Annotated in this window: 22 protein-coding genes and 1 tRNA gene; 22 read left to right on the forward strand and 1 reads right to left on the reverse strand. The window is 42.0% G+C overall.

Annotated elements, in window-relative coordinates; all coding sequences use genetic code 11:
* Window positions 1-270: 270 nt before the first annotated feature.
* From glmU to ORD22_RS12280, 16 genes are all read left to right on the forward strand, one after another.
* A complete protein-coding gene (glmU, locus tag ORD22_RS12205; RefSeq protein WP_317646299.1) occupies window positions 271-1,629 on the forward strand; it encodes a bifunctional UDP-N-acetylglucosamine diphosphorylase/glucosamine-1-phosphate N-acetyltransferase GlmU in 1,359 nt (452 codons plus the stop codon).
* Window positions 1,630-1,656: 27 nt separating this feature from the next.
* Window positions 1,657-2,616 carry a ribose-phosphate diphosphokinase gene (locus ORD22_RS12210; protein ID WP_317646300.1) on the forward strand — a complete coding sequence of 320 codons (960 nt, stop codon included), beginning with the start codon at window positions 1,657-1,659 and terminating at the stop codon, window positions 2,614-2,616.
* A 98-nt stretch (window positions 2,617-2,714) separates the two neighbouring features.
* Window positions 2,715-3,341 carry a 50S ribosomal protein L25/general stress protein Ctc gene (locus ORD22_RS12215; protein ID WP_317646301.1) on the forward strand — a complete coding sequence of 209 codons (627 nt, stop codon included), beginning with the start codon at window positions 2,715-2,717 and terminating at the stop codon, window positions 3,339-3,341.
* A gap of 82 nt (window positions 3,342-3,423) precedes the next feature.
* Window positions 3,424-3,990, forward strand: a complete 567-nt coding sequence (pth, locus tag ORD22_RS12220) for an aminoacyl-tRNA hydrolase (protein ID WP_317646302.1) — start codon at window positions 3,424-3,426, stop codon at window positions 3,988-3,990.
* 54 nt (window positions 3,991-4,044) lie between these two features.
* The gene (locus ORD22_RS12225; RefSeq protein WP_317646303.1) at window positions 4,045-4,269 is read left to right on the forward strand and encodes an anti-sigma-F factor Fin; all 225 of its coding nucleotides are present in this window, start codon (window positions 4,045-4,047) and stop codon (window positions 4,267-4,269) included.
* Between the two features lie 108 nt (window positions 4,270-4,377).
* The gene (gene mfd, locus ORD22_RS12230; RefSeq protein ID WP_317646304.1) at window positions 4,378-7,905 is read left to right on the forward strand and encodes a transcription-repair coupling factor; all 3,528 of its coding nucleotides are present in this window, start codon (window positions 4,378-4,380) and stop codon (window positions 7,903-7,905) included.
* An 83-nt stretch (window positions 7,906-7,988) separates the two neighbouring features.
* The gene (spoVT, locus tag ORD22_RS12235) at window positions 7,989-8,525 is read left to right on the forward strand and encodes a stage V sporulation protein T (protein WP_317646306.1); all 537 of its coding nucleotides are present in this window, start codon (window positions 7,989-7,991) and stop codon (window positions 8,523-8,525) included.
* A 564-nt stretch (window positions 8,526-9,089) separates the two neighbouring features.
* Window positions 9,090-10,292: an NAD(P)-dependent malic enzyme gene (locus ORD22_RS12240; protein ID WP_317646307.1), complete on the forward strand. Its 1,203-nt coding sequence runs from the start codon at window positions 9,090-9,092 to the stop codon at window positions 10,290-10,292.
* A gap of 282 nt (window positions 10,293-10,574) precedes the next feature.
* Window positions 10,575-11,168 carry a sporulation membrane protein YtaF gene (gene ytaF / locus ORD22_RS12245; RefSeq protein ID WP_317646309.1) on the forward strand — a complete coding sequence of 198 codons (594 nt, stop codon included), beginning with the start codon at window positions 10,575-10,577 and terminating at the stop codon, window positions 11,166-11,168.
* Window positions 11,169-11,213: 45 nt separating this feature from the next.
* A complete protein-coding gene (locus tag ORD22_RS12250) occupies window positions 11,214-12,806 on the forward strand; it encodes a putative polysaccharide biosynthesis protein (protein WP_317646310.1) in 1,593 nt (530 codons plus the stop codon).
* Window positions 12,807-12,811: 5 nt separating this feature from the next.
* Window positions 12,812-14,281 (forward strand): bifunctional methyltransferase/pyrophosphohydrolase YabN, encoded by a 1,470-nt coding sequence (gene yabN / locus ORD22_RS12255; RefSeq protein WP_317646311.1) that lies wholly within the window; start codon window positions 12,812-12,814, stop codon window positions 14,279-14,281.
* On the forward strand, window positions 14,268-14,558 hold the full coding sequence (locus tag ORD22_RS12260; RefSeq protein ID WP_317646312.1) for an RNA-binding S4 domain-containing protein: 291 nt from the start codon (window positions 14,268-14,270) through the stop codon (window positions 14,556-14,558). The genes yabN and ORD22_RS12260 overlap by 14 nt, the downstream gene beginning before the upstream one ends.
* Before the next feature lie 566 nt (window positions 14,559-15,124).
* A complete protein-coding gene (gene yabP / locus ORD22_RS12265; protein ID WP_317646313.1) occupies window positions 15,125-15,421 on the forward strand; it encodes a sporulation protein YabP in 297 nt (98 codons plus the stop codon).
* Window positions 15,418-15,903 (forward strand): spore cortex biosynthesis protein YabQ, encoded by a 486-nt coding sequence (gene yabQ / locus ORD22_RS12270; protein WP_317646314.1) that lies wholly within the window; start codon window positions 15,418-15,420, stop codon window positions 15,901-15,903. The genes yabP and yabQ overlap by 4 nt, the downstream gene beginning before the upstream one ends.
* A 29-nt stretch (window positions 15,904-15,932) precedes the next feature.
* The gene (locus ORD22_RS12275) at window positions 15,933-16,346 is read left to right on the forward strand and encodes an FtsB family cell division protein (protein WP_317646315.1); all 414 of its coding nucleotides are present in this window, start codon (window positions 15,933-15,935) and stop codon (window positions 16,344-16,346) included.
* Window positions 16,347-16,467: 121 nt separating this feature from the next.
* Window positions 16,468-16,890, forward strand: a complete 423-nt coding sequence (locus ORD22_RS12280; protein WP_099689034.1) for a S1 domain-containing RNA-binding protein — start codon at window positions 16,468-16,470, stop codon at window positions 16,888-16,890.
* Between the two features lie 123 nt (window positions 16,891-17,013).
* Here ORD22_RS12280 and ORD22_RS12285 read toward each other — a convergent pair.
* Window positions 17,014-17,087 (reverse strand) — tRNA-Met (locus ORD22_RS12285).
* 213 nt (window positions 17,088-17,300) lie between these two features.
* On the opposite strand from ORD22_RS12285, the gene ORD22_RS12290 reads away from it, so the two are divergent.
* The 6 genes from ORD22_RS12290 to hslO all read left to right on the forward strand — a co-directional run bounded on the left by ORD22_RS12290 (window position 17,301) and on the right by hslO (window position 25,665).
* A complete protein-coding gene (locus ORD22_RS12290) occupies window positions 17,301-19,697 on the forward strand; it encodes a SpoIIE family protein phosphatase (protein ID WP_317646317.1) in 2,397 nt (798 codons plus the stop codon).
* A 35-nt stretch (window positions 19,698-19,732) separates the two neighbouring features.
* Window positions 19,733-21,142 carry a tRNA lysidine(34) synthetase TilS gene (gene tilS, locus ORD22_RS12295; RefSeq protein WP_317646318.1) on the forward strand — a complete coding sequence of 470 codons (1,410 nt, stop codon included), beginning with the start codon at window positions 19,733-19,735 and terminating at the stop codon, window positions 21,140-21,142.
* An 18-nt stretch (window positions 21,143-21,160) separates the two neighbouring features.
* Window positions 21,161-21,703, forward strand: a complete 543-nt coding sequence (gene hpt, locus ORD22_RS12300) for a hypoxanthine phosphoribosyltransferase (RefSeq protein ID WP_317646319.1) — start codon at window positions 21,161-21,163, stop codon at window positions 21,701-21,703.
* A gap of 139 nt (window positions 21,704-21,842) precedes the next feature.
* Entirely contained in the window at window positions 21,843-23,864 is a 2,022-nt protein-coding gene (gene ftsH / locus ORD22_RS12305) for an ATP-dependent zinc metalloprotease FtsH (protein ID WP_317646321.1), read from the forward strand.
* 128 nt (window positions 23,865-23,992) lie between these two features.
* Window positions 23,993-24,757: a type III pantothenate kinase gene (locus ORD22_RS12310; protein ID WP_317646322.1), complete on the forward strand. Its 765-nt coding sequence runs from the start codon at window positions 23,993-23,995 to the stop codon at window positions 24,755-24,757.
* A 14-nt stretch (window positions 24,758-24,771) separates the two neighbouring features.
* Complete coding sequence (gene hslO / locus ORD22_RS12315; protein WP_317646323.1) at window positions 24,772-25,665, forward strand: Hsp33 family molecular chaperone HslO; 894 nt, start codon at window positions 24,772-24,774, stop codon at window positions 25,663-25,665.
* Window positions 25,666-25,702: the final 37 nt, after the last annotated feature.

A 25,702-nucleotide genomic window follows, 5' to 3' on the forward strand; every position in this document is an offset into this window, starting at 1 on the left:
GAGTAGCCGCGTGTGCCTTTAGTGCTTCGCTTCACTGATGTGTAGCTACAACTCTAGTGAGTAAAATGTTCAACTTTTAGTTTTAAGCTTGTAGGAAGGGGTAAACCCAAAATACTCCTGTTAGTTAAAGAAGATTATACCTATTTCGGGGATATGTTCAAAAAAGTTAATAATCATAAAATAAAGCAATGCAATTGTCAAGGGAGAATACTTGAAAAAAACTATCATTTCCGATATAGTCAATTATGAATTAAGGATGGAGGCTGGCAAATGACAAACACGTATGCTATCGTCTTAGCCGCGGGTCAAGGGACTCGGATGAAGTCTGATTTGTACAAAGTGCTTCACCCCGTCTGCGGTAAACCGATGGTAGAGCATGTGATCGATCATATTCGCGAATTAGATGCTGATCGCATCGTCACTATTGTCGGTCACGGCGCGGAAATGGTAGAGCAAACGCTAGGAAACAAAAGTGAATATGCGTTACAGGCGGAGCAATTAGGTACAGCACATGCTGTTTTGCAAGCGCAGTCTGTGCTCGGTGATATAGACGGCACAACACTAGTCGTTTGCGGAGATACTCCGTTAATTAGTAGCGACACGATGAAAGCGTTACTTGCGCATCATCACGAAACCGAAGCAAAAGCTACAATACTTACTGCAATTGCAGATGATCCAACAGGCTACGGCCGAATCATCCGCGCAGAGAATGGTGACGTTTTAAGAAACGTCGAACATAAAGATACTAATGACGAAGAACGTAGTGTGAAGGAAATCAATACAGGAACATATTGTTTTGATAACCGTGTACTATTTGACACTTTGAAAAAAGTAAACAATGAAAATGCGCAAGGTGAATACTATCTTCCGGATGTATTAGGTATTTTAAAATCTGAAGGCGAGCGTATCTCCGCCTACACGACACCCGACTTCCACGAAACACTCGGAGTCAATGATCGGGTAGCGTTAGCGCAGGCTGAAAAAGATATGCGTCATCTGATTGCAGAGAAGCATATGCGTAATGGCGTCACAATCATTAATCCAGAACAGACCGTCATTAGTGCAGACGCAGAGATTGGACGCGATACACTATTGCAACCTGGTGTGATGATTGAAGGGACAACAAAAATTGGATCGAATTGTATTATTGGTCCAAATAGTCATATTCAAAACAGTACAATCGGTGACTACAGCACGATTCACTCGTCAGTAGTTTGTGACAGTCAAGTAGGAAATCAGACGGCGGTTGGTCCATTCGCACATTTACGTCCTGACTCTCACTTAGGCAATCACGTAAAAGTTGGTAACTTTGTCGAGGTGAAGAAGTCACAACTTGGCGACGATAGTAAAGTATCCCACCTCAGCTACATTGGAGATGCGGAAATTGGTAAGAGTGTGAATATAGGTTGCGGAACAATTACCGTGAATTATGACGGTGAAAATAAACATAAGACTGAAATACAGGACAATGCTTTTGTCGGTTGTAACGCCAACTTAGTAGCGCCTGTAACTGTAGGAAAAAATGCCATTGTGGCAGCTGGATCCACTATTACAAAAAATGTTCCGGAAAATTCACTTGCAATTGCACGCGTTCGGCAAGAGAATAAAGAGGGATACGTAAAAAACTAATCTTACCCAACTAACAGGAGGGCCATCATGGCAAATCATTATCCAAACGAAAAACTGAAAATATTTTCTCTAACTGCGAACGAACCCCTTGCACAAGAAGTAGCAGATCAAGTCGGACTTCCACTCGGCAAATGCTCAGTCAAACGTTTTAGTGACGGAGAAATCCAAATCAATATCGATGAAAGCATCCGTGGCTGTGAAGTGTTTGTTATTCAATCCACTTCTAATCCGGTCAACGATAACTTAATGGAGCTTCTCATCATGCTAGATGCCTTGATGCGTGCTTCTGCGCGTACGATCAACGTTGTCATGCCTTACTATGGCTATGCGCGACAAGACCGTAAAGCAAGATCGCGTGAACCAATCACCGCTAAATTAGTTGCAAACTTATTAGAAACAGCAGGTGCTGACCGTGTGATTGCGGTAGATTTGCATGCGCCACAGATTCAAGGATTCTTTGATATTCCAATCGATCACTTGGTTGCCGAGCCAATCTTGACTGAATACTTCCAAAAAGAAGGTTTAGTAGGAGATGATTTAGTAATCGTCTCACCTGATCACGGTGGCGTTACACGGGCTCGTAAAATGGCGGATCGCATGAAAGCACCGATTGCGATTATCGACAAACGTCGTCCACGTCCGAACGTGGCGGAAGTTATGAATATCGTTGGAAATGTAGAAGGTAAAACAGCGATTCTCATTGATGATATCATCGATACAGCAGGTACGATTACGATTGCTGCAAGCGCGTTGATTGAAAGTGGAGCAAAAGAAGTGTATGCTTGCTGTTCACATCCGGTTTTATCTGGTCCGGCAATTGAGCGGATCAACAATTCACAGATCAAGCAATTGGTCATTACTAATTCAATTGAATTATCGGATACGAAACTATCTCCAAAGATTAAACAACTCTCAATTGCACCACTATTAGCATCAGCGATCGTTCGTGTATTCGAGAAGAAGTCTGTAAGTACGTTATTTGAGTGATGTAAAGATACGATTGATGACAAGTTACCTGATGTCGTCTGATATTGAATGTTTCAAGAGGTAGAAAAAACTTTTTTAAAGGAAAGGTGACTATACAAATGAGCACAATGCAGTCGAAATTAAGAGAAACTAACAAAACAACACTATCACAATTACGAAAAGATGGATGGATTCCATCCGTAGTCTATGGCTACAAAACGGAAAGCACACCAATCTCCGTTAAAGAGCGCGATTTAATTGATACGCTTCGTGAAACAGGAAGAAATGGTGTCATTAAGCTGGACGTTGATGGCAAAAAAGTAAATGTCGTGTTGAGTGATTATCAATCGGATGTTTTAAAAGGAACTATTACACATGCTGACTTTTTATCGATTAATATGACGGAAGAACTTGAAGTTGAAGTTGTCATTAATTTAATCGGTCAATCACCAGGTGAAAAAGAAGGCGGAATCATTCAACAACCAATTCGTGAAGTTACGATTCGCGTCAAGCCTTCTGACATTCCAGAGTCCATTGATTTGGACGTTTCAGAACTACAAATTGGCGATACACTTCTTGTAAGTGATATTCGTTCGAAGGTAGCATTTGAAATCTTGAATGAAGATGAAGATGCGCTTGTGCTAGTATCTGCTCCACGTACGGAAGCAGAGTTGGAAGAATTGGATGAAACAGCTGACGCAGGTGCAGAACCTGAAGTAATCGGCGATGACAAAGCAGCAGAATAAATAATGAAATGGGCGCACGAGTTTATAACGTGCGCTCCTTTTCTATGCATATAGAGATTGGTTCGAAAAGGAAGAGAAGCTAATGAAGTTACTAATCGGACTCGGAAACCCCGGGAAAGCTTACGAAAAAACACGTCATAATATTGGTTTTCAAGTAATTGATGAATTAGCGAAGCGTTGGCAAGCGCCGGCATTTCAAAAGAAGTTTAATGGTGAATATACAACCGTTCATACTCCGGAAGGCAAAGTGATCTTAGTAAAGCCGATGACGTATATGAACTTGTCTGGTGAATGTATACGCCCACTAGCAGATTACTTCGAAATAGACGACGATGAGTTAGTCGTTCTTTACGACGACTTGGATTTACCGGCGGGTAAGATTCGCCTTCGTCAAAAAGGTAGTGCAGGTGGTCACAACGGCATGAAGTCGTTAATCGCGCACTTAGGAACTTCTGAATTTAATCGCATCCGCATAGGCGTCGATCGTCCAACAAACGGAATGAAAGTTGCTGACTATGTGCTGTCACCTTTTAGTAAAGAGGAACAGCCGTTGATCGAAGAGGCTGTACAAAAGAGCGCCGATGCTTGCGAAGAGTGGATAAAGAAATCACCGTTTCTAGAAGTGATGAATAAATTTAACGGTTCGTAAGCATAATATAGCGACACTTTGCCTATACTTTGATAAAAGGAAGGTGAAGGATGCGTGATCCGCTATTCTTGCAGTCACTGTGATACGGAAATCGGTTCTATTCCATTGGATGCCGCAGAAGCTATACTTTATCAGATTAAGAACTTAGATAAAGGAGAAAAGAGATCATTCTTATCCGTTAATGATGAAGGCATGCGTATACGATGTATTTGTGAGCAATGCGAACAATCGTTGAAAACGTTCCCTGATTATTATACGTTGAAAAAATGGCTACAATAGTAGTAGATGCTTTGGCTATACGCGCCAAAGCTTTTTGTGCATAATGTATTCTACTGTTAAAAAGGTTACTAGAAAAGCCATAATTGATATATAGAGAGGATTAGTCGATTGGGAGTAATAGAGCATCTGTTTTTAGAAGAAAAAGAGATTCAAAGTCTACTCAAGGACTTAGAAGCTGGACAGGACCAGCAATTGATAACAGGTCTTTCTGGTGGTTCTAAGGCCATCTTCTTTAAAGTAATCCAGCAATCGTTGACACGTCCTGTTTTGGTAGTCTCACCAAATATGTTGCAAGCGCAGCGTACGTATGAGGATTTGATCAAGCAAGTCGGTGATGAGCATGTTCATTTATACAATGCAGAGGAACTAGTGGCAGCCGACTTTTCATTTGCTAGTTATGAACTGCGTGCCGGGCGAATTGAAACGTTGGATCATATGGCACGCTCAGGTAGTGGAATTTATATCACACCCGTTGCGGGGCTTAGAAAACTCTTGCCGTCAAAGGAACGTTGGCTCACGCATTATGTTAAGGCGGAGACGGATGAAGAGATTGATATAAACATGTGGCTCGTGAAACTTGTTTCCATGGGTTATATACGAAAAGACCTGGTGAGCGCGCCGGGCGAATTTGCGTTGCGTGGTGGCATACTAGATATTTATCCGCTAACGATGCAAGAACCTGTTCGCATTGAATTATTTGATACGACAATCGATTCTATCCGAACATTTTCTGCTGAAGATCAACGCTCCACAGGAAAGCTAGAATCGATTACGTTATTACCGGCTACAGAATTTATTTGGACACCGGATGAACTGTTGCAAGTTTCTCGCAATGTGGAACAAGCACTTGGTGATAGTTTAACGAAGATTAAAAGTGAAGACTTACAGCAACAATTACTAATGACAGTGATGCAAGACGTAGGCTTGATGCAATCGGGTGTTGTTCCAGATACGATGAAGCAGTATGCGTCGTTCTCCTCACTAGCTAGTGCAGCGTTGACCGATTACTTCCCAGAGAATGGTGTCATTGTGTTTGACGAACTTGGACGTATACAGGAGTCCGTGGCAACGCTAGAAGAGGAAGAACAGGAATTTCATCTAGCTATGCTAGAAGACGGTAAAATGTTGCATGATACAAAGTTAGCTTGGAAGTACCAAGAGGTGCTTGGTAGAATTCATCAGCAACGTTTATACTTGTCGTTATTTACGCGTGCAGTACCTGGATTTACAATTAACAAATCTATCACAATTTCTTGTAAGCCTATGCAGCAGTTCCATGGCCAGATGCCTTTATTAAAAAGCGAGATAGAACGTTGGCTTCAGGGCAATTATAATATTTTCATGCTAGCGGCTTCTGCAGAACGTATGGCTACCATCCAAGGCATTTTGCGGGAGTATGATATAGAAGCTGTAGTAAATGGCAAACCGAGTAAAGATGGTGTTCTGTCAATTATAGAAGGAGACTTGTCTGCCGGGTTCGAATTGCCTCTTCAGAAGCTAGCGGTTCTTACAGAAGCTGAAATGTTTACAGGCAAGGCGAAGCGTAAAGCTCGTCCACAGAAATTAACAAATGCAGAACGAATAAAGAGTTATTCAGAAATTCAAATAGGCGATTATATTGTTCACGTCCATCACGGAATTGGTCGATATTACGGAGTAGTGACGTTAGAAGTTGGCGGTATCCAAAAAGACTACTTGGATATCCGTTATCGTGGCGATGATAAGTTATTCGTACAGGCCGATCAAATTGATTTAATCCAAAAGTATGTGGCTTCAGGAGAAAAAGAGCCGAAGTTGCACAAGTTAGGCGGTACAGAGTGGACAAAGACGAAACGTAAAGTTACAGCGGCCATTCAAGATATTGCGGATGATTTGATCAAGTTATATGCTAAGCGGGAAGCCGAAAAGGGATTTGCTTTCAGTGAAGACGATGATTTACAGCGTTCATTTGAAAATGCATTTCCTTACGAGGAAACAACAGACCAATTACAGTCGATCGCTGAAATAAAAAGGGATATGGAAAAAGAGCGACCGATGGACCGTTTGTTATGTGGAGATGTAGGTTACGGAAAAACGGAAGTTGCGATTCGTGCAGCGTTCAAAGCGGTAACGAATGGCAAGCAAGTAGCCTTTTTAGTGCCGACAACGATTCTAGCGCAACAGCATTATGAAACGATGAAAGAACGTTTTGCCGACTATCCAGTAACTGTCTCCTTACTAAATCGCTTCCGGACAAAGAAACAACAAGATGAGACGATTAAAGGGCTAAAAGCTGGCACGATTGATATCGTCATCGGTACTCACCGCTTACTTTCAAAAGATGTCGTCTATCAAGACCTAGGATTGCTAGTAGTTGACGAAGAGCAACGTTTTGGTGTGACGCATAAGGAGAAGCTAAAGCAACTGAAAACGAATGTAGATGTGCTGACATTGACCGCAACACCTATCCCACGGACATTGCATATGTCGATGGTTGGTGTTCGTGATCTATCCGTTATTGAAACGCCGCCCGCGAACCGCTTTCCAGTCCAAACGTATGTCATGGAACATAATCCAGGATTAGTGCGTGAAGCGATTGAGCGGGAGATGGGACGCGGAGGACAAGTGTTTTACTTGTATAATCGTGTAGAAGATATGGATCGTAAAGTAGAGGAAATTCGAGAACTCGTGCCAGAAGCGCGCATTGCGTCTGCACATGGTCGTATGGGAGAAGCTGCACTTGAAGCGGTTATCATGAGTTTCCTTGAAGGAGAATATGACGTACTCGTTACGACGACGATCATTGAGACAGGTATCGACATTCCAAATGTTAATACATTGATTGTGCATGATGCAGACCGCATGGGACTATCGCAGCTCTATCAATTACGTGGACGCGTCGGACGTTCAAATCGTGTGGCATATAGCTATATGCTGTATCAGCGTGATAAAGTACTAACTGAAGTCGCAGAAAATCGTTTGCAAGCGATCAAAGAGTTTACGGAACTTGGATCCGGCTTTAAAATCGCAATGCGGGATCTTTCTATTCGTGGAGCGGGGAATTTACTTGGTTCTCAGCAACATGGATTCATCGATTCTGTCGGATTTGACTTGTATTCACAGTTGCTACAAGAAGCAATTGAAGAGCGTCAGACAGGTGTTATGAAAGAAGATAAGGTAGATGTTGAAATCTCCTTGCCGATCAATGCGTATTTACCAGAGACATACATTCAAGACGGTTACCAAAAAATTCAGATGTATAAACGCGTAAAAGCGATTACGAGTGATGAAGATTATTCAGAGTTAGTCGATGAAATGATTGACCGTTTCGGTGATATGCCATTCGAAGCCGATTTATTACTACGAGTTGGACGGATGAAAGCCTGGGGACGTATAGCGGGTGTTGAATCTATCAAAAATATTCAAGGAATTGTAGAAATTCGATTGACTGAGGAAGGCACTTCAAGAGCAGATGGTGCAAAACTTATGGAGTATTCCTTGAAGTTTGGTCACGCTGTTGGCTTAACGTTTGAAAATGGTCAAATCGTTGTGACAGTCAATGAAAAGAAGTCCAATAAATTTACGGAGTTCGATATGATTGAGGAAATGGTCCATACCATGCAAGAAACTACAAAGGACATACCGCCTACCGTGTAACACCTCTATTGTTTAAAATGACCAACTTTGATGCATACTACTCTCAGAAATACATTTCATTTCGAGAAAGTGAGGCATTATACATGAAGGCAACGGGTATAGTCCGCAGAATTGATGACTTGGGCAGAGTAGTCATTCCAAAAGAAATTAGGAGGACTCTTCGTATTCGTGAAGGAGACCCTTTAGAGATATTCACCGATCGAGAAGGGGAAGTTATTTTAAAAAAGTATTCACCTATTTCAGAGCTTGGCGAATTTGCGGTGGAGTATGCAGAATCACTTTACGAAACGCTTGGTACACCAGCTCTGATTAGTGATCGTGATGAAATGCTTGCGGTGGCGGGATTATCTAAGAAAGATTATATGAACCGTCAGCTCTCACCGGGTTGCGAAGAGCTTCTTAGTAGCAGAACAGTTATAGTAGAAAAACTTGAGAAGTCTGTAGAATGGGTGCCAGGGCAGATAGAACAAGTAAAATCCTACTGTATTGCACCGATTATAACAAATGGTGATGCGATTGGAGCGGTTTATATATTATCAAAAGTTCATTTTGTAGGCGATGTTGAACAAAAAGCTGCAGAAACTGCCGCGGTCTTCTTAGCGAAACAAATGGAAAGTTAAGTCCCTTTATAATACGTATGGAGTTTCCAAAGTGAGCCCGCAGCGGGTATTATAGCTGTGGGTTTTTTTCGTTAAATAGGAAGAGGAGAGGATGTTATAACTATATTTGGGTAAAAATGTAATTTAATTTAGGTTATACCTAAATGTGGTTAAGTAAAAAATCGATAGCTATTTTAAAATATTGCACAATATAATATGAAAAAGGGTCTCATTTTTTTCTTTTTATATAAAATTTAAAGATAATAAATACTCCTCATGTGAGAAATTTCACAAGCGTAAATCCTATAGTGAAGCCTTTCACATAGGCTTCATGTGAAGAAATTCACAATCCTTAAATTGAAAGTGAAAGATTTCACATACACTGAAATCAAGCAAAAGTCAAAACTTTTTTAAAAAATTTTATATCTGTCAGAAAAGCCTTGACAAAGGCAATGTAACCGCTTCCCAATTGATAGTTTTTTGAGTTGATAGAATATTCACCCTTGTATTTTCTTTGCGTTTGCGCTTATAATCATCACCAACAAGTAACATCACCAAACGAATAGGACAGGGAGAGAAATAATTATGAACAGACGATACAAATCTTCTTTACACATGCATCAAATCCACAATGGGAAAATGGAAACTATTTCAAAAGTGCCTTTAGAAAATAAAGAGGATTTAAGTTTAGCTTATTCTCCAGGGGTAGCTGAACCTTGTATCGAAATTGCTCACGATCCTTCTCTTGCATATGAGTATACAATTAAAGGGAATTTAGTGGCGGTCGTAACAGATGGGACGGCTGTACTCGGTTTAGGAGACATTGGTCCTGAAGCGGCATTACCGGTAATGGAAGGTAAAGCTTTATTATTGAAACAGTTTGCTGGAATTGATTCATTCCCAATTTGCCTAGACACGAAAGATACAGATGAAATTGTTAACATTGTTAAAGCAATTAGCCCAACATTTGGCGCGATTAATTTGGAAGATATCTCTGCTCCACGTTGTTTTGAAATCGAACAACGTTTACGTGAAGAATGTAATATTCCGATTTTCCACGACGATCAACACGGTACGGCAATTGTCGTAGGTGCGGGATTGATCAACGCATTGAAATTAATAGGTAAAGAGCGAAGTGAAGTAAAGATTGTCTTGAACGGTGCTGGTGCAGCAGGTGTAGCCATTACAAAACTTCTGTTGAACATGGGCTTCGAGAACGTAATTATGTGTGATTCAAAAGGGATCATCTTTGAAGGTCGGGAATTCTCGATGAACGGTATAAAGCACGAGATGTCACGCATCACCAATCGTGAAAAAATTGAAGGCACATTAGCAGACGCTATGAAAGGCGCTGACGTATTTGTTGGTGTATCCGTTGCAAACTTATTGACAAAAGAATTGATTGCATCTATGAATACAGATCCAATTGTCTTCGGATTAGCTAATCCTTTACCTGAGTTACAGCCTGAATTGGCAGAAGAATATGGCGTACGTATTATTGCGACAGGACGTTCCGACTATCCTAACCAAGTTAATAACGTTTTAGCATTCCCAGGGATTTTCCGCGGTGCACTTGACGTTAGGGCTACTGAGATCAACGAAGAGATGAAGCTTGCTGCAACGTATGCAATTGCTGGTTTGATTAAAGAAGAGGATCTACGTGACGATTACATCATTCCAGATCCGTTTGACGACCGCGTATCTACCGTCGTAGCACAGGCTGTAGCGAAGGCGGCAATGCGTACTGGTGTTTCAGTTGCTAAAGAATTGATTTTACCTACTAATTAATACAACTACGCAAACCAGTTTCTCCTGAGCATCAGGGGAGGCTGGTTTTTTCATGTGGAAAGGATTAACAGAGTGTAAAGCTACTTTTTCGCTGATCCTCTCGAAGTCGCTGCTAGGGCTACGTTTTGACAAGCATATATTTAGTTTAAATACCCGACGGCTCACTACGTATCTACTTTGACAATTTACTTCAATCACTTTATTTGCCATGTTCTAGCACACACACGCGAACTTCTATGTGAACGTATAGTAAGAGTAAAACTATAAGTTGGGGGGAGCGGAATGACTTGGCTACTAGTTTTGAGCTTTGCGATATCGTCTAGTATTGATAACTTTGGGGTCGGGCTTTCGTATGGAGTGCAAAAAGTGCGTATTCCTGCCATGTCAAATTTACTAATCGCTGTAATCTGTTTCGTCTTTAGTGTGGTCGGTATCATCTCGGGAGTATGGTTAGCGGAATTATTACCAGGGAATTTACCAAATATCGTAGCGTTTTCCGTGCTGAGTGTCATTGGGATACGAATTATGTTCATCGCTTTGCGGCAGCACAATATAAAACGTTCTAGCGTATTGAGTGAGCCAGAAAAAATGGATTTTGACGGATCTTCGCATATTAGTATAAGCGAAGCGTTACTGTTAGGTGTTGCCTTATCAGCCAATGCTTTGACCAATGGCGTTGGTGCGGGATTACTAGAGCTATCAGCGATCGCCATCGCATTTTCAGCGGCGGTTGGTAGTTATTTAACGTTATGGTTAGGTGTCGGATTAGGGGCTAGATTGGCGAACCTTCAAATAGGCAAGATGTCTGTGGGACAGTTTGGGACGTTCATGAGTGGTGTGATTATTTTATTGATTGCAGTGACGCGCCTATTCTAGTAAATGGTATACTAGAAACCATCATGTTATGAAAGAGGCGCGTATATGGCGTTGACTAAGTGGAATATGAAGGCGTTTATGAAAGGTGCATCGATTTTGACGATTGCAGCTATTATTGTCAAAGTCTTGAGTGCAGTCTATCGTGTACCTTTTCAAAATTTAGTAGGAGATAAAGGTTTCTATATTTATCAGCAAGTGTATCCATTCATCGGAATATTTATCGTCTGGACATCGGCGGGATTTGCGGTGGCGGTTTCCAAGATGTTGGCGGAAAGTAAGGATTCTGGAGAGTCGCGGGGGATTTTACGCGTATCGCTCGCTTATCTCCTCGTATTGTCAGCGGTGATCTTTCTGTTGTTAAGAGCAGGATCTTCATTCTTTGCGAATATAATGGGAGATGTTGAACTGGCCCCAGTTTTACATACTGGAGCATATATCGTCTTAATTTTGCCATTTCTTGCAGTGCTTAAAGGCGTCTTTCAATCAGAAGGGCAAATGATACCTGTTGCAATTTCCAATGTGTCAGAGCAATTGTTTCGAGTGATTATTGTGTTGGTAGGTACGTGGTTCGCAGTAAGAGCAGGGACTTCTTTATATAAAATAGGTGAGATTACGATGTGGGCTGCTGTAGTAGGCGAAGTCGTCGGTGTGATGATTCTCACGTGGTTCTTTTTACAACGCGAACGAGTCGCTAGCGCGAATGTGCAAACATGGCAAGTAGTCAAGGATTTGACGAAGATTAGCATAAGCGTCAGTGCGAGTTCGTTAATTTTATTGGTCTTCCAATTAGTCGATTCATTTACGATTTATAATGCATTGATACAATCGGGAATCGCAAGTGAGCGTGCAATGGAAATGAAAGGTGTCTATGACAGAGGGCAGCCGCTAGCGCAAATGGGTATTCTGCTAGCGTCTACATTGGCGTTGGCACTCGTTCCATTAATTGCACATCATGCCACTAAACAAGATGGCAAAGGTGCGCTACCGTTTATTAGCTTAACTTTCCGGACATCTATTTTATTTGGCTGGGCCGCAACGGTTGGTCTAATTCTCGTATTGCCTTATGTTAATGAAATGCTGTTTGAAACACGGACAGGCTCTGTTGCGCTCATTATTTTTTCTATCCAAATATTGTGGCTGTCTATTATTTTACCATTGACGGCAATTCTTCAAGGCAGCAATAAAGTAAGGGGTCCGTTACTTCTGATGTTACTTGGCGTGATCATCAAATTAGTGTTGACACCTATGCTCGTTAAACAGTACGGAATTGAAGGTGCGGCCATAGCCGGTGCTTTTGCATTTGCGATTGTAGCGGCATTGTTGACGTTGTACTTTAAACGCTTCTGGAAAACACCACTTGCGCCTAGTCGTTTTTATAAGGTGTTGTTTATTGCAGCGGTTGCTATGGCTATTGCGCTCATACCGTGGACGTTATTTGCTGATTCTTGGCTTTTTGATGGTCTCTATTCGCGTTTGAGTGCTGCATTGACAGCGATGACAGCAGTTGGAATGGGCGCAATCATATTCCTGTTCGTCGTCTTGAAATCACGTATAATGAAGGAACGAGAATGGTACTTACTGCCGTTCGGAAAGCGTTTGGCAACTGTTCAACTATGGCTAACTAAAAATAGAAGGTGAAATATATGAAAAAAATAATTGTTATTGGATTAGGTGCGGGGGACTTACAACAGTTGTCGCTAGGCACGTACCGGTTATTGAAGCAAGCGGAGCGTCTTGTCATTCGGACGGAGGAACATCCGGTCGTTGAAGAATTACGGGCAGAAGGTTTGCAAATGGAGAGTTTCGATGAAATATACAAGGCGAATGATTCGTTTGAAGATGTGTATCAAGGGATTGTCGCAAAGTTACTTGAAATGAGTACGGATCAGCCGATTACGTATGCGGTGCCTGGACATCCACTTGTGGCGGAACGAACGGTACAACTATTAATTGAAAAAGAAAAGACTGGCGAAATTGAGCTGCAAATAGCAGGTGGGAGTAGCTTTTTGGATCCAATATTCACCGCATTGCGCATTGATCCAATCGAAGGATTTCAATTGCTCGACGGAACGGATTTAAAGCGTGATGATGTGCAGATGGATCAGCATGTGTTAGTGGGACAAGTTTATGACGCGTTTGTTGCGTCTGACGTAAAATTATCACTTATGGAGAAGTATCCCGACGATCACGAGGTGACGATCGTAACAGCTGCAGGCTCTGCGGATGAAAAACTGTCTACTGTAGCACTATTTGAACTGGACCGGGCTATGTCATTAAATAATCTTACAACTATCTATGTGCCTCCTGTAGTGGACCGAGAGCAACGCTTGAAGGACTGGAGTTCATTTAGGGAAATCATTGCTGCCTTACGCGCGCCTGACGGTTGTCCGTGGGATCGTGAACAGACACACGAGACGTTGAAACGTTATTTGATTGAGGAAGCGTTTGAATTAATCCAAGCGATTGACGAAGAAGATGATGATGCGATTATCGAAGAACTTGGCGATGTTTTACTACAAGTCTTTTTGCATGCACAAATTGGAGAAGACAATGGGTACTTCTCTATGGAGGATGTACTTGAAACAGTCGGCGCAAAAATGATCCGCCGCCATCCGCACGTCTTCGGACAAACGCAAGCAGACACGACAGCGGATGTGCTTACAAATTGGCAAGCAATTAAAGAGCAGGAAAAGCCAAAAGTAGATTCGTTACTCGAAGGTCAGGAGCGTCTAGCTTCATCGTTGCTGACATCTTATAACTATCAGAAGACCGCTGCTAAAGTTGGATTTGATTGGCCTTCGATCGAAGGGGCTTTTGATAAATTCCAAGAAGAGTGGCAAGAATTCCAGGAAGAAGTACGCAATGGTGGAACAGAGAATCAGCTAGATGAACTGGGTGATGTCTTATTTACCATCGTCAACATTGCCAGATTCCTAAAAATTTCACCTGAAGAAGCTATGTGGCATACGAATGAAAAATTTAAATCACGCTTTACATATGTAGAGCAATGCGTAAAACAAGGCACTGGGGACTTTTCCACCTACAGCCTTGAACAATTAGAAGAATTCTGGCAACAAGCCAAACGAAAGGAAGATTCCCATGAGACTCGATAAATTTCTAAAAGTATCCCGCCTGATCAAACGCCGTACATTAGCAAAGCAAGTAGCTGATCAAGGGCGCATTACTATTAATGGAAAAGTAGCGAAGGCATCATCTGACGTAAAACCAACGGACGAACTAGCTATCCGCTTCGGTCAAAAAGTCGTCACGGCTAAAGTCAACGAACTAAAGGACTCCACCAAAAAAGAAGACGCAGCTTCGATGTACACTATCCTAAGCGAAGAGCGCCTTGAAAAAGTAGAGCCTGAGTTTATGGACGACGAAGACTGAATAGTAAATGAAGAGAGCTCGTGAACAATAGAATGGGAGAGGGATGGATATCGTTTCACTGCGTTCCAGGCGGACGCGTTCCGGAGGGCGGGCGGTGAACCACACCCCTCGCTTCGCTCGCTGGGTGTTTCACCTGTCCCGCTGATCCTCCCGGAGTCGCCGCCTTGCACTTCGCTTCACTAGTGTTTTTTCATAGACTTAGCAAGCGGGTTTTTCAGTTTTTGACTTTGTTTTCATTTGAATTTACAAAAGTAAAGACGTAATGCTAGGTCACCCAAAAACTACAATGGTGTCTCAAATTACTTAAAGTCTTAGTATAGGATTGAAGCGTCCGCCTTTGTAGCGAGTGCCGTAACGTAGAACGACTTTTGCGTACACAAGCGTAGCGTTGGAAGCACATTTTTTCCCTAAATCCTGAACTGCACATTGGATATTCGTCACTCCTATTTACTTTCACAAGCAATAGAAAAGACAGCCTTCAGTTAGGCTGTCTTTTCTATTGCTTGTCATGTTTGACCAAGCTCCGGCATAAGATATTGGGAACGTACTAGAGAAGGGGGACGCATATGCAAATGCAAACTGAAAATTCAACGTACACTATCCCATCAGGAGACCACGTAGTAACGATGCGCAATCGCAAAAGAATGGACATCACATCCGTAAAAACGATCGATCGCTTCGACCAAGAGGAATTTTTCGTCAGAACATCGCAAGGGGTTTTGCAAATTCGCGGGGAGGAATTGCGTATTGTGCATTTAGATGTGGACAAGGGCTTACTCACATTAGAAGGCTCTGTCCAAACATTGCAATACGATGAAGAAGAAACAGGTTCGCGCAATTTTCTCCATAAACTATTCGGATGAGCCTATCCGTCCAGTTCTTCAGTCTACTCGCGATGATCGGGACAGGAATTGTTGCTGGAGTTATTATGGATTTATTCGGAACGATCATCGCTGCATGCGATAGACGTTCTTTTATTCGACGCCGGGCATTGTGGTTCGAATTAGTAGTATGGATACTTTTAGGCATAGGGGCATTTTGGATATTAATGATTGTGCGTGACGGGGCGTGGAGAATGTATGACCCCGTTGCGCAAGTGTGTGGTATGTTCTTTTATGTGGCTATCTTTCATTACCCATTCCGATTGATTGGCAGAGTGTTGCTACTTGTCGTGATTCGACCTGTTTGGTATGCCATTCGTTTGGTTTGGCTGCTGATTCAGCGGATTAATCAAGTCTTTGTCTATATTCTGTCACTTATTCTATCACCCGTCGTCCTATTATTGAAGAATGGTCGTAAATTCCTTCAAAATAAATACAGACTACTATATAATAGAAAGCAATAGTAGAAACAAGTTAGAAAGGTGTGTGCGCCATGAACAAACCAAAGAAGCAGTCAACAGAGAAAGTGACAGCAATCGATAACGACTATGTGCGCTCCATGCAGAAAAAAGAATATTTAAAAAAGGCGCAAAAAAAACGTTTGAGAAATCGTCTAGCTGTTTTCGCAGTAATTGTTTGTATCGTGGCTGGAAGTTTATTCAATATGAACTCCGGACAAAAAGAATTACTTGCCATGAAAGAACAGGAAAAGGCGCAATCAATAGCTACACTAAAGGATTTGAAAGCAGAGCAAGAGCAACTGAAGATGCAATTAATTAGGTTGGATGATGACGAGTATATTGCCAAACTGGCACGTAAAGAATATTTTCTTTCTGAATCCAACGAGATCATTTTCTCCATTCCTGACAAGAAAAAGGAGTCAGAAAAAGAGATGAGAAAAGAGTAGTCATGTTGACACTCTTTTTTTGTTGGCTATAATATAGATAGGAGCTTGTAAAATACAGGCACTGCCAATATGGTTGATAGGCTCAAGGGCCGCTTAAAACTTAAGGAGGAGCATTTTTTTTATGTCAATTGAAGTAGGCAGCAAGTTAGAGGGTAAAGTAACCGGGATCACAAATTTTGGGGCATTTGTTGAATTGCCAAGCGGATCCACAGGATTAGTCCATATTAGTGAAGTAGCTGACAATTATGTGAAAGACATAAATGATCATTTAAAAGTCGGCGATATGGTAGAAGTAAAAGTTATGAATGTGGGATCTGACGGTAAAATCGGTCTTTCCATCCGTAAGGCAAAACCTGAGTCAGAACGTCCACAACGTCCACAACGTCCGCAAAGACCTCGTCCAGGCAGCAAGCCAAGCTTTGAACGTCCAGAAAATTTCGAACAGAAAATGGCGAAATTTATGAAGGACAGCGAAGAACGTTTAACTACTTTAAAGAGAGCGACGGAGTCCAAACGTGGCGGCCGTGGCGCTAGAAGAGGATAACTTGCTGACTGTTTCAACTGTTTTAAGTTAGTAAAGCGTTTGCCTAACAATTGTTGGGCAGACGCTTTTTTCATTCTAATAAAACAAAAAACTCCTTTGCCTAAGCGAAGGAGTTTTACTATATAGCGGCGGAGGGAGTCGAACCCACGACCTTACGGGTATGAACCGGACGCTCTAGCCAGCTGAGCTACGCCGCCATGATAATCGTTGAACGCTGAAAGAGTTAACATTTCTAACGCAACGTCTTCTATCATACAAGGCGAACGAGGAAGTGTCAACCGCTAATTGTAAAAAAGAAAAAAGATACGGAATACGTCGAAATGTTTTCAAGTTAGCCTGTCACAAACAGACAAAATTTCTTGATGTCCCCATGTATAGTTGCTAGTAAGAGAACATAGGGGGTATGGGAAATGAAGATGATTGATAATATCGAAAGACCGTTAGGACAACAAATCAGAGCACCGTGGCAATGGTTGATCAACCGCAAAGTGTATATTCTGACAGCTATTCTTTTCTTGGTCGGGTCGTTCTTTCTATCACAAGCAGTAGTATTTGACATGGCAGTTCCTTTCTTTTTACCGATATGGGCATTGGCTAGTATGCGTTACCGTAAACATATGATTTATGTCTTTATAGGTGGAATGATAGGCAGTTCATTTTTAGGAGTGGGACAAGCCGTAATTCATCTAACCCAGTTACTACTATTCCACGCAACCTTGAAAATACCAGTGATGAAGAAATCTATTCCATTCACTGTGGCTGGGAGTATGGTTGTCTCGCAACTCGCTTGGCAACTTATTAAATATAGTGAAGGTTTACCGGTAGCTGTACAATTATCTATAGGTTTGGAAGCATTACTAGCTCTCTTTATGACAATTTTTATGTTATTAGCTTTTCCTTCTATAGATAGGTTACTATACGGACCTTGGAATCCTGAACAAGTCAGTGCGATGTGTATAGTAGGGGCACTGGCCACAACGGGGATGGGTGGTTTACAAATTGGCTATGTATCCGTGGCGGGCGTATTTCTGTTTCTAGCGATCTATGTTGCCGCCATGGTAGGTGGTGTGCCATTTGCTACGACAGTTGGTATGATCATCGCGTTAATTATTGGAGTTTCCGACTTATCATTTACAGGCATGATGGCGTTATATGGAATTACCGGTTTGATGGCGGGGGGATTGAAGCGATTCGGGAAAGTGGGGGTTATAACAGGAAGTTTCTTTGTTTCGGTCTTTTTCTTACTATATGATGCGACGCTCCCAATTGATGCGGTTCATTTTTCAACAATTGGTATAGCGGCCTTGCTATTTTTTCTTATTCCGTCTCAAAAAATGAATCGTATTCGCCAAGTGTTACTACCTAAACAAGAAGGGATCTCTGAAAAGCGTCAGCAATGGCTAGCGGATAAATTGGATGGGCAGTTGGAGGAGTTTCAGCAGTTTGCTCATTTCATGTCAACATTAGTAAGTAATCGTTTGACTCCAGAAGATGAAGCAGCGGCTACGGTTGAGGTGCCGTCTATTTGTCAATCGTGTTTTCGTTATAGGAAGTGTTGGGAAAGTGAAGAAGACGGTATTGCGGAGTTAATTGGTGAATGGGAGGCTACGTATTCAGCGACAAAAAAGGCTGCACGTGTGCGAGTAGAACAGCAGATGAAGTTTAAATGTCTACGTTTTAAAGGATTGATGAATGAATTGGAGGAGCATGGAACGAATCGTCTCTTGATGGGACAACTTCAGCATGGTAGGAAAATGTTAGCGCTACAGTTACGTGATATGAGTACGCATATTGAAAAGGTGATGCGAGAAGTGAAGGAGGATTTAACGACCTATAAGTTAGCTGAGGAAGAGTTGGCCAACCGTTTGCAAGCGCAAGGTGTGGAGTTTTTCCAAATTGATATTTTATCGGAGGAAAGGGGATCTTGTAGGATCGTTGTCTCAGTGCCAGAGAAGAAAGCAGACTTTGAAGCGGAGACGACTGTAGGGGAGTATTTAATCGTACCGGTATTGGAGCAAATGTATGAAGAGCCAATCTATATTTCGAAGTCTACGTATCAGCCGTTTCCGTTCCCGCATGTACAACTTACATTCAGTTCAGCCGTACGTTTTTCATTGGATTATGACATTGTAACGACGGCTGGCAGAGGGACATTCCAAGGTGGAGACGCATATGAAGTGTTTAAAATTCATGATGGATTATCGGCTGTGTTATTATCCGATGGAATGGGGCAAGATATTAATGCTTACCACGAGAGCCGGAAAGTGATCCGATTAATGCGAGAATGTTTGGGGCAGAAAATGGATCCTGAAACAGCCATTCATACATTGCATTATATGATGGCGCTTAATGGGCTAGACGATATGTATGCCACGCTCGATTTAGCTTTAATTGATTTACAAGATGGCCGGCTATGGTCGTGGAAAGCCGGTTCGATGAGCACGTATATTAAAAGAGGAGATGAGTGTATACGCTTAGATAGTAAAACGGTTCCATTCGGTTTCTTACCATCCTTTTCAATAGAGGCAAAAAATGAACAGCTAAAGTCCGGAGATATTATTGTCATGATGACAGATGGAATATTTAATGGTGAATTACAGCTTGAGGCACAAGAAGAAGTTATGCAACAGACGATTGAACGGTTCAAGGAGATGGATTGCCATACAATAGCAGATCAAGTAATGATGGAAATGGAGCGTGTATTTGAATCGGTTGAAGATGATCGGACGGTACTAGTCATGAAAGTGGATCATATCGTACCAAAATGGTCAAAGACAAATAAGAAATCTAAAGTGAGTTCGAACTAACTAATGGTAGAATAGAGAGAGGAGGGAGATGGATCATGAAAAAACTGCAGCAAGATGTATTGAGGTTTATCGATAGGCAACTAATGATCCCTCCCGGCTCTCGTGTATTAGTAGCATGTTCGGGTGGTGTTGATTCAATGGCGTTACTTCACTTCCTAGCAACTCATTGTAAGACGCTTGAGATTGAAGTTGGAGCAGTGCATGTAGATCATATGCTTAGAGGTCGTGAATCAGCAGAAGATGCGCATGTGGTTGAACATTTATGTAAGGAATTTAACTTGCCATTTTTCTCGCGGCAAGTTCCAATTCCTACGATTTTAGAAAGTCGTGGCGGTAATATACAAATGGTATGTAGGGAAGAGCGCTATACATGCTTTGAGAACATTATGCAGGATCACGAGTTCACGATTCTTGCGACAGGGCATCACGCGGAAGATCAGTTAGAGACTGTTCTCATTCAATTAAGCAAAGGTCATTCATTGAACGGTATGCCACAGCAACGAGCTTTTGGTCAAGGGAGTGTTGTTCGTCCCTTCCTTCCTTTGAAAAAGAGTGAGCTGTACGCATATGCCGATTATTATAAGTTGTCAATTCGGGAAGATCCTAGTAATGACCGAGATGATTATTTACGCAATCGTATGCGACACCTAGTCGTGCCAGTGTTAACTGAAGAAAATCCTTCAATAGCTAGCAGTACCGTTCGGCAGACAATGCAACGCCAGGCAGATGAAGAATTGTTGAAGGAACTTGCCAAGGAACAATGGGAAATGATTGTAACCTATAGTGATGAACAGCTACCCTCTTTTAATCGAGGGGCATTTCTTGCTATACCCTATGCTTTACAAAAGCGCGTGATTCAACTACTATTAAATTGTCTTCCAAGCCCAGAAACAGCGAAAGTTGAGCAGCGTTCCACAGTAGTGGATGAACTGTTACAACATATTCAAAAATCGGCTGGAAATATAACGATTGATGTGGCAAATGGCTATCAGTTTGTTAGGGAATATGATAAACTGCTAGTTACGAAAATGGATATGAATACAACGTCCCTTTGTCCGAAAGTACTTGAAAAAGGAACTTGGAATACATGGGGAAGTGTTCAGTTTTATTGGCAACGAGCTGATGCGCAAGTAATCGAATCCTTCTCATCCTCGGATGACGTCAGATATTTTCAATTACCTGCATGTGAACTACCGTTAACTGTCCGACTCCCGCAAACCGGTGATCGCATACAGCTTAAAGGTATGTCTCAAGCAAAACGCGTGTCACGGTTATTGATTGATGAAAAAGTAGGGATGGCACAAAGAAAGAAACAGCCGGTTATTGTAACGGCAAGCGGTATCGTATGTGCGGTGCCAGGTGTTCGGTATGGTGAGATGTTTTCGCATCGCCAACTAGACGGCGAGTCATACATATGGATTACGCAAGAAAATGAAAATAGATAAAATGGAGGGGGCGAGCCGATGATCACACAAGATATCGAGCAAGTGTTAATTACAGAAGAGGAACTTCAAGAGAAAGTTTTAGAGCTCGGAGCGACACTGACAGAAGAGTACCGTGGGAAGTTTCCTTTAGCAGTAGGTGTATTGAAGGGCGCTTTGCCATTTATGAGTGATTTGATCAAACGAATCGATACATATATTGAGCTGGATTTCATGGATGTATCAAGTTACGGTAATGCAACTGTTTCTTCAGGTGAAGTAAAGATTGTTAAAGACCTTAACACAAGTGTAGAAGGCCGTGATGTCTTAATCATTGAAGATATCATCGACAGCGGAAAAACGTTGAATTACTTAGTGGAACTATTTAAATATAGAAAAGCCAACTCCATCAAAATTGTAACGTTACTAGATAAACCGACTGGCCGTAAAGTGGATTTGAAAGCAGACTATGTAGGGTTCGAAGTTCCGGATGCATTTGTTGTAGGCTACGGATTGGATTATGCGGAGAAGTATCGTAATTTACCTTATATTGGTGTGTTGAAAAAGGAAATCTATTCTTTTTAACGCTTTCTGACTGAACAGATACAAATCAGTCTGAAGGCTTTTCTCTAAGGCATTTTCTTTGAAGAGTCGTGTTAATCTATGTTAAAATTTACAATAGTTTTCTATTTAGTTGCTGTTGAATGAGATGAGGAGGCTTGGGATGAATCGAATACTTCGATACTTTCTTTTATATGGATTGATCTTCCTTGCAATTATGGGGATTTTCAGTTCGCTAAATAATCCAAACCCGAAGATGAAACCTATTCGGTATGATGAATTCGTCACGGCGCTAGAGCAGGGAAAAGTTGAAAATGTTACTTTTCAGCCTCTACAGCTCGTGTATGAAGTAAAAGGGGAAATGGCAAGTTACGAAAAAGGTGAATCATTCGTAACGAACATTCCGATGAATGATATGGACAATATCGGTAATATTGTTAAAACAACAAAGACTGAAATCGAAATCTTACCTCCGAAAGAAACAAGCGCGTGGGTATCCTTCTTTACAGGACTTGTACCATTCATTATCATTATTATCCTTTTCTTCTTCTTATTGAATCAATCACAAGGTGGCGGTGGCGGCCGAGTGATGAACTTCGGAAAAAGTAAAGCGAAACTGCAAACGGATGATCGAAAGAAAGTACGTTTTAATGATGTAGCAGGTGCAGATGAAGAAAAAGCTGAGCTAGAAGAGGTCGTGGACTTCTTAAAAGATGCCAGCAAGTTTGTGGAGCTTGGTGCACGGATTCCAAAAGGGATCTTGCTTGTAGGGCCTCCAGGTACAGGGAAAACATTGCTTGCACGTGCAGTAGCAGGTGAAGCGGGCGTACCGTTCTTCTCGATTTCAGGTTCTGATTTCGTGGAGATGTTCGTAGGTGTTGGTGCTTCTCGTGTACGTGATTTGTTCGAGAACGCTAAGAAAAATGCACCATGTATTATCTTTATCGATGAAATTGATGCAGTTGGACGTCAGCGTGGAGCCGGTTTAGGTGGCGGTCACGATGAGCGTGAGCAAACGTTGAACCAATTGCTAGTTGAAATGGATGGCTTTGAAGGAAACGAAGGAATTATTATCGTTGCCGCTACGAACCGTCCAGATATTTTGGATCCAGCACTTCTTCGTCCGGGACGTTTTGACCGTCAAATTACAGTAGGTCGCCCAGATGTAAAAGGAAGAGAAGCTGTATTGAAAGTACACGCACGCAACAAGCCGCTTGATGATTCGGTTGATATGACAGCTCTTGCTCAACGTACACCTGGATTCTCCGGTGCGGATCTAGAGAACTTATTGAACGAAGCGGCACTTGTAGCAGCGAGACGTAAGAAAAAGAAAATCGACATGTCTGATATCGATGAGGCAACAGACCGCGTAATTGCAGGCCCTGCTAAAACATCACGTGTCATTTCGGAAAAAGAGCGAAATATCGTCGCATTCCACGAAGCGGGTCACGTAGTTGTTGGCTTGATGCTTGATGATGCTGAGATCGTTCATAAGGTGACGATTGTTCCACGCGGTCAAGCAGGCGGTTATGCTGTTATGCTTCCGAAAGAAGATCGCTACTTCATGACAAAGCCGGAACTCCTTGATAAAATCGCAGGACTTTTAGGTGGACGTGTGGCGGAAGAAATAGTACTTGGTGAAGTATCAACAGGAGCTCACAATGACTTCCAACGTGCTACGGGAATTGCTCGTTCTATGGTAACTGAATATGGTATGAGTGATAAGCTTGGACCTATGCAGTTCGGTCAGACTCAAGGTGGTCAAGTATTCCTAGGTCGCGACTTTAATTCTGAGCAGAACTATTCTGAATCAATTGCGTATGAAATTGACCAAGAAATGCAACGAATTATTAAGGAACAATACATTCGTACGAAAGAGATCTTGACAGAACAAAGAGATCTACTCGATTTAATCGCAACGACTTTATTGGAAGTTGAAACGCTTGATGCGGAACAAATCAATCACTTGAAAGATCACGGTGTTCTACCGGAACGATCGTATGAAAACGGCAATGATATTGTGGAAGACACTAAAGGGGAAACTCCGATAGCGACTGAAACAACGCCGAGCGCAACTCCAGATGTAACGGGTGCTCCAAGTGATCCGTCTACAGGAGATTTGCCAAGTGAACGTGGAACGGAAGACAAAACACTTCCATCCATTGATGAAGAACGCAGAGACTAAGTGAACTAACAGCCGACTGTATTTAGCAGTCGGCTGTTTTTTATCTGGAGCGCAAATCAACGGCATCTATGAACTGACTTATGGTATGATGTGTGGGAAAAAGTCTGAAGCAAGAGAGGAAAAAAACTATGCTGTTAGTATTAGATACTGGAAATACAAATATTGTACTAGGCGTATACGAAGGCGACGAACTAAAATATCATTGGCGCATGGAAACGTATCGTCACAGAACAGAAGATGAATACGCAATGGCAGTAAAAGCGATGTTCCAACACGTTGGGTTATCATTCAACGACATTACAGGTATCATTATTTCTTCTGTAGTGCCGCCCGTTATGTTCCCGTTAGAGCAAATGTGCAAAAAATACTTCAATCAGAAGCCGTTAATTGTAGGGCCTGGTTTGAAAACGGGATTGAACATCAAATACGAAAATCCGCGGGAAGTGGGTGCAGACCGAATCGTCAATGCAGTAGCTGCTATACGTGAATACGGTAGCCCACTAATCATCGTAGACTTTGGAACAGCAACGACGTATTGCTATGTTAACGAACATGGAGAATATATGGGAGGGGCAATTGCACCAGGTATCGCAATTTCTATGGAAGCGTTATTTGATCGTGCATCTAAATTGCCAAGAGTACAACTTGCGCGACCTGATCATGTTGTAGGCAAAAACACAGTATCAGCTATGCAATCCGGTATAGTCTTCGGTTATGTAGGACAAGTTGAAGGTATCGTCAATCGAATGAAAGAAGACTGTCCGGTAGAGCCAACTGTTATCGCGACGGGTGGTTTGGCAGAGATGATTTCATCTGAAACAAAAGTTATTGATGTTGTGGATAACTACTTGACGCTAAAAGGATTACATTTAATATACGAAAGAAATATGTAAGAGGAGCGAATAATATGTCAACTGATTACTTAGTAAAAGCACTTGCCTTTAATGGAGGGATTCGTGCATACGCAGTCCGTTCAACAGAAACGGTAGGGGAAGTGCAACGTCGTCACCATATGTGGCCAACCGCAACAGCAGCACTTGGACGTACGATTTCAGCAACAGCTATGATGGGCGCGATGTTAAAAGGTGAAGATCGAATAACTGTGAAAATTCAGGGGGATGGTCCACTAGGTCCGATTGTTGTGGATGCTAATGCAAAAGGGGAAATACGGGGCTATGCAACAAATCCACAAACGCACGTACCGCTTAACGATAAAGGCAAGCTAGACGTACGCGGAGTAGTAGGTACGGAAGGAACGCTGTCTATCATTAAGGATCTAGGATTAAAAGATTATTTCACTGGACAGGTGCCTCTTATTTCCGGGGAAATAGCCGAAGATTTTACCCAGTATTTGGTTGTTTCGGAACAAGTACCATCAGCTGTCGCTTTAGGCGTCTTAGTTAATCCTGATAACACTGTCAAAGCAGCTGGTGGCTTTATCATTCAAGTTATGCCCGGAGTTACTGATGAAACGATTACTCTCTTAGAAGAGAAAATTTCTACTATGAAGCCAATCTCTACATTGATTGATCAAGGATTGTCACCTGAAGAAATATTGATTGAAGTATTAGGGAAAGAAAATGTGGAGTTCCTTGATACGGTAAATGTGAAATTTGACTGTGAATGTTCTAAAGAACGTTTTGGTGATGCGATTCAAGCGCTCGGGTGCCACGAAGTGCAAGCAATGATCGACGAGGATCATGGAGCGGAAGCGCAGTGTCACTTCTGTCTAGAAACGTATCAATTTTCCGAAGCAGAATTAAAACAACTTATAGACAACATGCCTTCTGCAGAAGACTAAAACAGAAATCATTCACCCGCCTGAGTTTTATACTTTG

This window comes from Sporosarcina sp. GW1-11, assembly GCF_033088395.1.
Taxonomy (GTDB): Bacteria; Bacillota; Bacilli; order Bacillales_A; family Planococcaceae; genus Sporosarcina.

Excerpts from the sequence above, each read along its gene's own strand:
- ORD22_RS12210 (WP_317646300.1), top strand. The coding sequence starts at position 1,657 with ATGGCAAATCATTATCCAAACGAAAAACTGAAAATATTTTCTCTAACT.
- hslO (WP_317646323.1), top strand. The coding sequence starts at position 24,772 with ATGTCAACTGATTACTTAGTAAAAGCACTTGCCTTTAATGGAGGGATT.
- ftsH (WP_317646321.1), top strand. The coding sequence starts at position 21,843 with ATGAATCGAATACTTCGATACTTTCTTTTATATGGATTGATCTTCCTT.
- hpt (WP_317646319.1), top strand. The coding sequence starts at position 21,161 with ATGATCACACAAGATATCGAGCAAGTGTTAATTACAGAAGAGGAACTT.
- yabN (WP_317646311.1), top strand. The coding sequence starts at position 12,812 with ATGAAAAAAATAATTGTTATTGGATTAGGTGCGGGGGACTTACAACAG.
- ORD22_RS12215 (WP_317646301.1), top strand. The coding sequence starts at position 2,715 with ATGAGCACAATGCAGTCGAAATTAAGAGAAACTAACAAAACAACACTA.
- spoVT (WP_317646306.1), top strand. The coding sequence starts at position 7,989 with ATGAAGGCAACGGGTATAGTCCGCAGAATTGATGACTTGGGCAGAGTA.
- yabQ (WP_317646314.1), top strand. The coding sequence starts at position 15,418 with ATGAGCCTATCCGTCCAGTTCTTCAGTCTACTCGCGATGATCGGGACA.
- ORD22_RS12240 (WP_317646307.1), top strand. The coding sequence starts at position 9,090 with ATGAACAGACGATACAAATCTTCTTTACACATGCATCAAATCCACAAT.
- ORD22_RS12290 (WP_317646317.1), top strand. The coding sequence starts at position 17,301 with ATGAAGATGATTGATAATATCGAAAGACCGTTAGGACAACAAATCAGA.
- ytaF (WP_317646309.1), top strand. The coding sequence starts at position 10,575 with ATGACTTGGCTACTAGTTTTGAGCTTTGCGATATCGTCTAGTATTGAT.
- ORD22_RS12275 (WP_317646315.1), top strand. The coding sequence starts at position 15,933 with ATGAACAAACCAAAGAAGCAGTCAACAGAGAAAGTGACAGCAATCGAT.
- ORD22_RS12250 (WP_317646310.1), top strand. The coding sequence starts at position 11,214 with ATGGCGTTGACTAAGTGGAATATGAAGGCGTTTATGAAAGGTGCATCG.
- yabP (WP_317646313.1), top strand. The coding sequence starts at position 15,125 with ATGCAAATGCAAACTGAAAATTCAACGTACACTATCCCATCAGGAGAC.
- tilS (WP_317646318.1), top strand. The coding sequence starts at position 19,733 with ATGAAAAAACTGCAGCAAGATGTATTGAGGTTTATCGATAGGCAACTA.
- ORD22_RS12310 (WP_317646322.1), top strand. The coding sequence starts at position 23,993 with ATGCTGTTAGTATTAGATACTGGAAATACAAATATTGTACTAGGCGTA.
- pth (WP_317646302.1), top strand. The coding sequence starts at position 3,424 with ATGAAGTTACTAATCGGACTCGGAAACCCCGGGAAAGCTTACGAAAAA.
- glmU (WP_317646299.1), top strand. The coding sequence starts at position 271 with ATGACAAACACGTATGCTATCGTCTTAGCCGCGGGTCAAGGGACTCGG.
- ORD22_RS12260 (WP_317646312.1), top strand. The coding sequence starts at position 14,268 with ATGAGACTCGATAAATTTCTAAAAGTATCCCGCCTGATCAAACGCCGT.
- ORD22_RS12280 (WP_099689034.1), top strand. The coding sequence starts at position 16,468 with ATGTCAATTGAAGTAGGCAGCAAGTTAGAGGGTAAAGTAACCGGGATC.